Source organism: Roseovarius sp. (assembly GCF_018066915.1).
In the GTDB taxonomy this organism is placed as follows: Bacteria; Pseudomonadota; Alphaproteobacteria; order Rhodobacterales; family Rhodobacteraceae; genus Roseovarius.
The window spans coordinates 1-4,806 of sequence record NZ_JAGPVV010000052.1 but is presented as its reverse complement, the minus strand read 5'-3'; the positions used below and the strand labels follow the sequence as shown (position 1 = coordinate 4,806).

At 64.3% G+C, this 4,806-nt stretch carries 6 protein-coding genes; 5 read left to right on the top strand and 1 reads right to left on the bottom strand.

All coding sequences use genetic code 11. The features are described 5' to 3' along the window. Nucleotides 1-506 (top strand): DUF3422 family protein (locus KBT70_RS03135; RefSeq protein ID WP_296628671.1); only part of this gene is annotated, 506 nt, incomplete at its 5' end. 6 nt (nt 507-512) lie between these two features. On the opposite strand, the gene KBT70_RS03130 is transcribed toward KBT70_RS03135, so the two are convergent. Next, on the bottom strand, nt 513-1,829 hold the full coding sequence (locus tag KBT70_RS03130) for an aminotransferase class I/II-fold pyridoxal phosphate-dependent enzyme (protein ID WP_296628673.1): 1,317 nt from the start codon (nt 1,827-1,829) through the stop codon (nt 513-515). Nucleotides 1,830-1,983: 154 nt separating this feature from the next. Between KBT70_RS03130 and ribB the strand changes: the two genes are divergently transcribed. The 4 genes from ribB (at nt 1,984) to KBT70_RS03110 (ending at nt 4,645) form a co-directional block, all read left to right on the top strand. Then, a complete protein-coding gene (gene ribB, locus KBT70_RS03125; protein WP_296628669.1) occupies nt 1,984-3,135 on the top strand; it encodes a 3,4-dihydroxy-2-butanone-4-phosphate synthase in 1,152 nt (383 codons plus the stop codon). A gap of 4 nt (nt 3,136-3,139) precedes the next feature. After that, entirely contained in the window at nt 3,140-3,685 is a 546-nt protein-coding gene (locus tag KBT70_RS03120) for a 6,7-dimethyl-8-ribityllumazine synthase (protein WP_296628667.1), read from the top strand. Then, nucleotides 3,682-4,164 carry a transcription antitermination factor NusB gene (gene nusB / locus KBT70_RS03115; RefSeq protein ID WP_296628665.1) on the top strand — a complete coding sequence of 161 codons (483 nt, stop codon included), beginning with the start codon at nt 3,682-3,684 and terminating at the stop codon, nt 4,162-4,164. The genes KBT70_RS03120 and nusB overlap by 4 nt, the downstream gene beginning before the upstream one ends. 151 nt (nt 4,165-4,315) lie before the next feature. Then, nucleotides 4,316-4,645 carry a hypothetical protein gene (locus KBT70_RS03110; RefSeq protein ID WP_296628663.1) on the top strand — a complete coding sequence of 110 codons (330 nt, stop codon included), beginning with the start codon at nt 4,316-4,318 and terminating at the stop codon, nt 4,643-4,645. Nucleotides 4,646-4,806: the final 161 nt, after the last annotated feature.

The window sequence follows — 4,806 nt, the reverse complement described above, 5'->3', positions numbered from 1 at the left end:
AACTGGAGGCGCTGGTGGCGCAATCCTCGTTCCGGTTTGGGGCGACGGCGGCCTATGAGCAGATCGTGAACCAGCGGATTGCGGTCTTGCGCGAAGAGCGCTTTGAGGGGCGTCAGACATTCGCGGAATTCATGATGCGCCGCTATGATCCGGCGATGCGCACGGTGCGCGCCACCAAGGACCGGCTGGCCGCGATGGCCGACCGGGCGATGCGCGCGGGCGAGTTGCTGCGCACGCGGGTGGATGTGGAACGCAGCGCCCAGAATCAGGCGCTGTTGGAGAGCATGGACAAGCGCGCTGATCTGCAACTCCGGCTGCAAAAGACGGTTGAGGGTCTATCGGTCGTGGCGATCAGCTATTACGCGGTGTCGCTCGCGGGCTACCTGCTCTATCCGCTGGCCGATGCGTTGGGGGTGAGCAAGGGCAGCGTCACCGCTGCCGCCACCCTGCCGGTCATCGCCCTTGTGTGGTGGATGGTGCAGCGGATTCGCAAGAAGCTGCACTGAAGCGGTTCAGGTGATGTAATGCAGCCGGTCAAAGCTCTGACGCCAGTCTGACACCTCGGGGCGCAGCGCGTCCGGGTCATTACCCCGCAGCGCCCGCGCAATGAGCGCCGCCATGCGCGGCGCATGCTCTGGCGTGACCCCCCAGCGGACCAATTCCGGCGTGCCGATCCTGAGCCCGTTCATATCCCCAGCCACGGCGGGCAGAGGCAGGCCAATGCCACAGGCGAGGAACCCCGCGCGGCGCAGGGTTTTGGAGGCGGCCTGACCGCCGCCAAATCCCGCCGCCGCGATGGCGAATTGGTGCGAGGCCGTAGCGATACCCCCGGCCTTGAAGACCGGCAGACCCTCCGCCTCCAGCGCCCTTGCCAGTGCCTGCGCAAGCGCGATCATCTGCGCGGCATAGGCGCGCCCATGCGTGCGCCAATCCAAGAGCGTCACCGCCAGCGCCGCCGATTTTGCCGCATCGAAATTGGCGGTAAGCCCCGGAAAGGCGATGGCGTCGAGCGCTTGCGCCAGATCCGCCTCATTGGTGACAATGAGACCACCGGCGGGTCCACCAAGGCTTTTATAGGTGCTCATCGTCAACAGATGCGCGCCCTCATCGAGCGGGTTCTTCCATGCGCCGCCCGCGATGATCCCGCATTGATGCGCCGCGTCAAAGAGCAGATGTGCGCCCACGTCATCGGCAATCGCGCGAACCTCGCGCACGGGGTGTTCCTGTAGGTTGAGGCTGGCGCCAAGCGTGATGAGCCGGGGGCGCTCGGCCTCGGCCAAGGCGCGCAGCCCGGCCACATCGACCGTGTAGCCATCGGCATGGACCGGGGCCGCGAGGATGCGCAAGCCATAGAGCCCGGCACAGCCCGGCGCGTGATGGGTCACATGCCCGCCGATGCTGGCAGGGGGCGCGATGATCGTGTCGCCGGGTTGGCAGGTGGCCATGAAGGCGTAGAGATTGGCAATCGCGCCCGAGGGCACGCGGATTTCGGCATATTTCGCGCCGAACACCTCGGCCGCCAGTTCCGCGGCGATGACCTCGATCTCCTCGATTGCCTCAAGCCCCATTTCGTATTTGTCGCCCGGATAGCCCAGCGACGGGCGCGATCCGATGCCAGAGGCGAGAAGCGCCTCGGCGCGCGGGTTCATCACATTGGTGGCGGGGTTGAGGTTGAAACACTGGGCCTCGTGGATGCGGCGGTTGTCATGCGCCAGCGCCTCGATGCGCGTGGCGATTGCGCTCGCGTCCTCAAGCGCGGTGCGGGTGGCAAGGGTCTGGATCAGGTCTTCGCAAAGGCTGGGCACCCAAGCGCGGCGGGCAAGTGTCATCGTGGTCTCCTCAACAGGCCTTGGGGCAGGATGGCGCGGCGTCTGCACCTTGGCCAGCGAGAAATCGCGCAGGGGGGCGGGGTTGATCCCCTCTGGCCATTGCCGCGCGGCTGCGGTATCCGGTCCGGGTTGAAACACCCCGGAGGGCGCGCCCATGTCCGACACCGTTCCGTTCGAGAAACCCGGCCCCGTCGAGGCCGATCTGCGCCATGCGATTGCGCCCACCGAAGAGATCATCAACGAGGCGCGCAAGGGCCGGATGTTCATTCTCGTGGACCATGAGGACCGCGAGAACGAGGGCGATTTGGTGATTGCCGCCGAATTCGCCACGCCTGAGGCGGTGAATTTCATGGCCACGCATGGGCGCGGCCTTATCTGCCTGCCGATGACCGCCGAGCGGATCGACCGGCTGGGATTGCCGCTGATGGCGGTCAACAATTCCTCGCGCCATGAGACCGCCTTTACCGTGTCCATCGAGGCGCGCGAGGGGGTGAGCACCGGCATTTCCGCCGCCGACCGCGCGCTGACCATTGCGACCGCGATCAATGAGCAGAACACCATGGCGGCGATTGCCACGCCGGGGCACGTCTTTCCCTTGCGCGCGCGGCGCGGTGGCGTGCTGGTGCGCGCGGGCCATACCGAAGCGGCGGTGGATATCGCGCGGCTGGCAGGGCTGAACCCCTCGGGTGTGATTTGCGAGATCATGAAGGAGGATGGCAGCATGGCGCGGCTGCCCGACCTCATCGAGTTTGCCGCCAAGCATGATCTCAAGATCGGCACGATTTCCGATCTCATCGCTTATCGGCACAAGCATGACAACCTCATCACCGAGGTGCGCCGGGACACTGTGACCTCTAGCCATGGGGGCGAGTGGGAGATGCGGATCTTTGCGGATCAGATCACCCAGACCGAGCATGTCGTGCTGATCAAGGGCGATGTGACCGATGGACGCCCCGTGCTGGCGCGTACCCATGCGCTCAACGCGCTCGAGGATGTGCTGGGCATCGGCCTGAGCAAACGCGCCCATGGGCCCACAGGCAAGCTGCCGCGCGCGATGGAAATCATTGCCCGCGAGGGACGTGGTGCCGTGTTCCTCTTCCGCCAGCCCCGGCCCAAGCTGGCGGGCGAGATGGAGGATGAGGACGCGCCGCGCACCATCAAGCACACCGGTCTCGGGGCGCAGATCATGTCGACCATGGGGATTCGCGAATTGATCCTGCTGACCGACAGCCCGAAAACCCGCTATCTGGGACTGGATGCCTATGGCATTTCGATCACCGGCACCCGCCCCTTGAGTGAGGAGTAAGAGCATGGCCGAGCATGAGTATACCTTGCCGCGCGCGGAGTTTGACAAGCCCGTCAAGCTCTTGATCGTGGTGGCGCCGTTCTACCGCGACATCGCCGACAATCTGATTGCCGGGGCCACCGCCGAGATCGAGGCCACGGGCGGCACCTATGAAATCGCCGAAGTGCCCGGCGCGCTGGAAATCCCCACTGCCATCGGCATCGCGGAACGCATGGCCAATTTCGACGCCTATGTCGGGCTGGGATGTGTGATCCGGGGCGAGACCACGCATTACGACACCGTCTGCAATGACAGCTCGCGCGGTATCACGCTCTTGGGGTTGCAGGGGCTGTGCATCGGCAACGGTATCCTGACGGTGGAAAACCGCGCCCAAGCCGAGGTGCGCGCCGATCCCAAAGCCATGAACAAAGGCGCAGGGGCGGCGGCGGCGGCCTTGCATCTGGTGGCGCTCGCCCGTAAATGGGGCGGCCCGCGCAAAGGTGTGGGATTCAAGCCCGCGACCGAAGAAATCCAGATCGCGGGTCAGACAAAAGGCACACCCACCGCATGACCACCGATCCCGCCCTCTCTGGCAACCGCAAACGCCAGATGAAATCCGCCGCCCGCCTCTATGCGGTGCAGGCGCTTTTTCAGATGGAACATTCCGGCCAAACCTCTGACGTGGTGCGCGAGGAGTTTCTGGAATTCCGGTTCGGGGCCGAGGTCGACGACGGCGTGGACATGGCCGAGGGCGATGTCGATCTCTTTCGCAAGCTGCTCGACGATGCGGTGAACTGGCAGGCCAAGATCGACCAGATGACCGACCGCGCGCTGGTGGCGAAATGGCCGATCGGGCGGATTGATCCCACGCTGCGGGCGCTCTTTCGCGCGGCGGGGGCGGAATTGGTGCAATCCGACACGCCGCCCAAGGTGGTGATCATGGAATATGTCGATGTCGCCAAGGCGTTCTATCCCGACGGCAAGGAATCGAAATTCGTCAATGCCGTGCTCGACCACATGGCGCGTGAGGCGCGGCCCGAGGCGTTTTGATCTGCGGGCTGCACAAATTGGGGGCCAGCCCCCAAACCCTCGAGGTATTTTTGACCAGATGACGCCCGCCCGGTGAAAGCGCCGCAGGGGGGTGGCTTGTATTCCTGTGTCAAAGGCGTAGATTCCTATCCCAGATCAAGGGAGTCGTTTCATGCCCAAGCTCGTCCGCCTCTATATCACGCAGGTTGCCATCGGCTTTGGCATTGCCGCAGTCTTTGTTGCGATGCTGCTGTGGTTCGATATCGCGAACCTCTGGCATCTAGTCACCCATTCCGACAAGGGCCTCTTGGCGGTGATCATTCTCTGGGTGTCGAACGGGATCGTGTTCGCCGGGGTGCAGTTCGCCATTGCCGTGATGCGGATGAAGGATGATGACGACGACGAGCCGCGTGGCGGGCATCGTCAGCGCGTGATGACGCGCGAGTATATGGCGATTCCGGTGCGGGTCGATGACCGGCGGCGTCCGGTGCAGCGGCGCTGAGGCTAGCGCAATTGCAATCTGGGCGGTGGGTGTGACGGGCCCGTAGCAACCGTTCGGTGGTATGATTCCCGAGGACCTGTATGTACAGGTGGGCATCGGATAACTGGACCAGGATCCAGACAGAGCCAATTCCCTCGGATTTGCTTAAGGCCACTGGAATG

Excerpts from the sequence above, each read along its gene's own strand:
- KBT70_RS03130 (WP_296628673.1), bottom strand. The coding sequence starts at position 1,829 with ATGACACTTGCCCGCCGCGCTTGGGTGCCCAGCCTTTGCGAAGACCTG.
- ribB (WP_296628669.1), top strand. The coding sequence starts at position 1,984 with ATGTCCGACACCGTTCCGTTCGAGAAACCCGGCCCCGTCGAGGCCGAT.
- KBT70_RS03120 (WP_296628667.1), top strand. The coding sequence starts at position 3,140 with ATGGCCGAGCATGAGTATACCTTGCCGCGCGCGGAGTTTGACAAGCCC.
- nusB (WP_296628665.1), top strand. The coding sequence starts at position 3,682 with ATGACCACCGATCCCGCCCTCTCTGGCAACCGCAAACGCCAGATGAAA.
- KBT70_RS03110 (WP_296628663.1), top strand. The coding sequence starts at position 4,316 with ATGCCCAAGCTCGTCCGCCTCTATATCACGCAGGTTGCCATCGGCTTT.